Origin of the sequence: Bartonella sp. TT67HLJMS (assembly GCF_042193375.1) — a bacterium.
GTDB classification, from domain to species: Bacteria; Pseudomonadota; Alphaproteobacteria; order Rhizobiales; family Rhizobiaceae; genus Bartonella; species Bartonella grahamii.
Genome location: NZ_JBHILP010000052.1, coordinates 1 through 511 on the forward strand (window position 1 = coordinate 1; position 511 = coordinate 511).

The 511-nt window shown below is 40.7% G+C and carries 1 protein-coding gene; it reads right to left on the reverse strand.

The annotated features are described in order from the left end of the window. Positions 1-511 (reverse strand): autotransporter outer membrane beta-barrel domain-containing protein (locus ACFIJQ_RS08925; protein WP_375629982.1); only part of this gene is annotated, 511 nt, incomplete at both ends.

Genomic DNA, 511 nt, shown 5'->3' on the forward strand with positions numbered 1-511 from the left:
CCTTGGCTTGAGTCTGGTCCATAGGCACGTAGTGTATACATATCTGGTAAACCACCTCTTGTGGTGTAGCCATTTACAAGTTTGAAAGAGCTTTCTTCTGCTTTTCCAGAAACTTGAATGAGTGAAAGACCACGGACATTGGCAGCAGCAGAGGTGTTTGCTTCGACATTGTCATTTTCTAAGCGCCCCGTAACATAAACTGATGTTGTTCCAGAGACATTCCCATTGATCAAAAGTCTATCGGTTTTTTGCTCATTTATTGCAGCACCATCACTCCATTCTGCGTTGAAGTAAATCTTTGCATCACCCGTTGCATTGTAGACTGCTTTTGTGTCTGGTTTACCAGAACCTATATGCAATGTTTGGTAATGATCTTCTGTTGGTTCGCTAAAAACAATGGAGCTATTATCAAGACTAAGCGTGGAAATATCAGAACGAGATCTTTGAGCAATATCAAGGAGATTGCCATCATTATCTTTTTCGTTTTTGCTGATTTTCAACGTCCATGTTG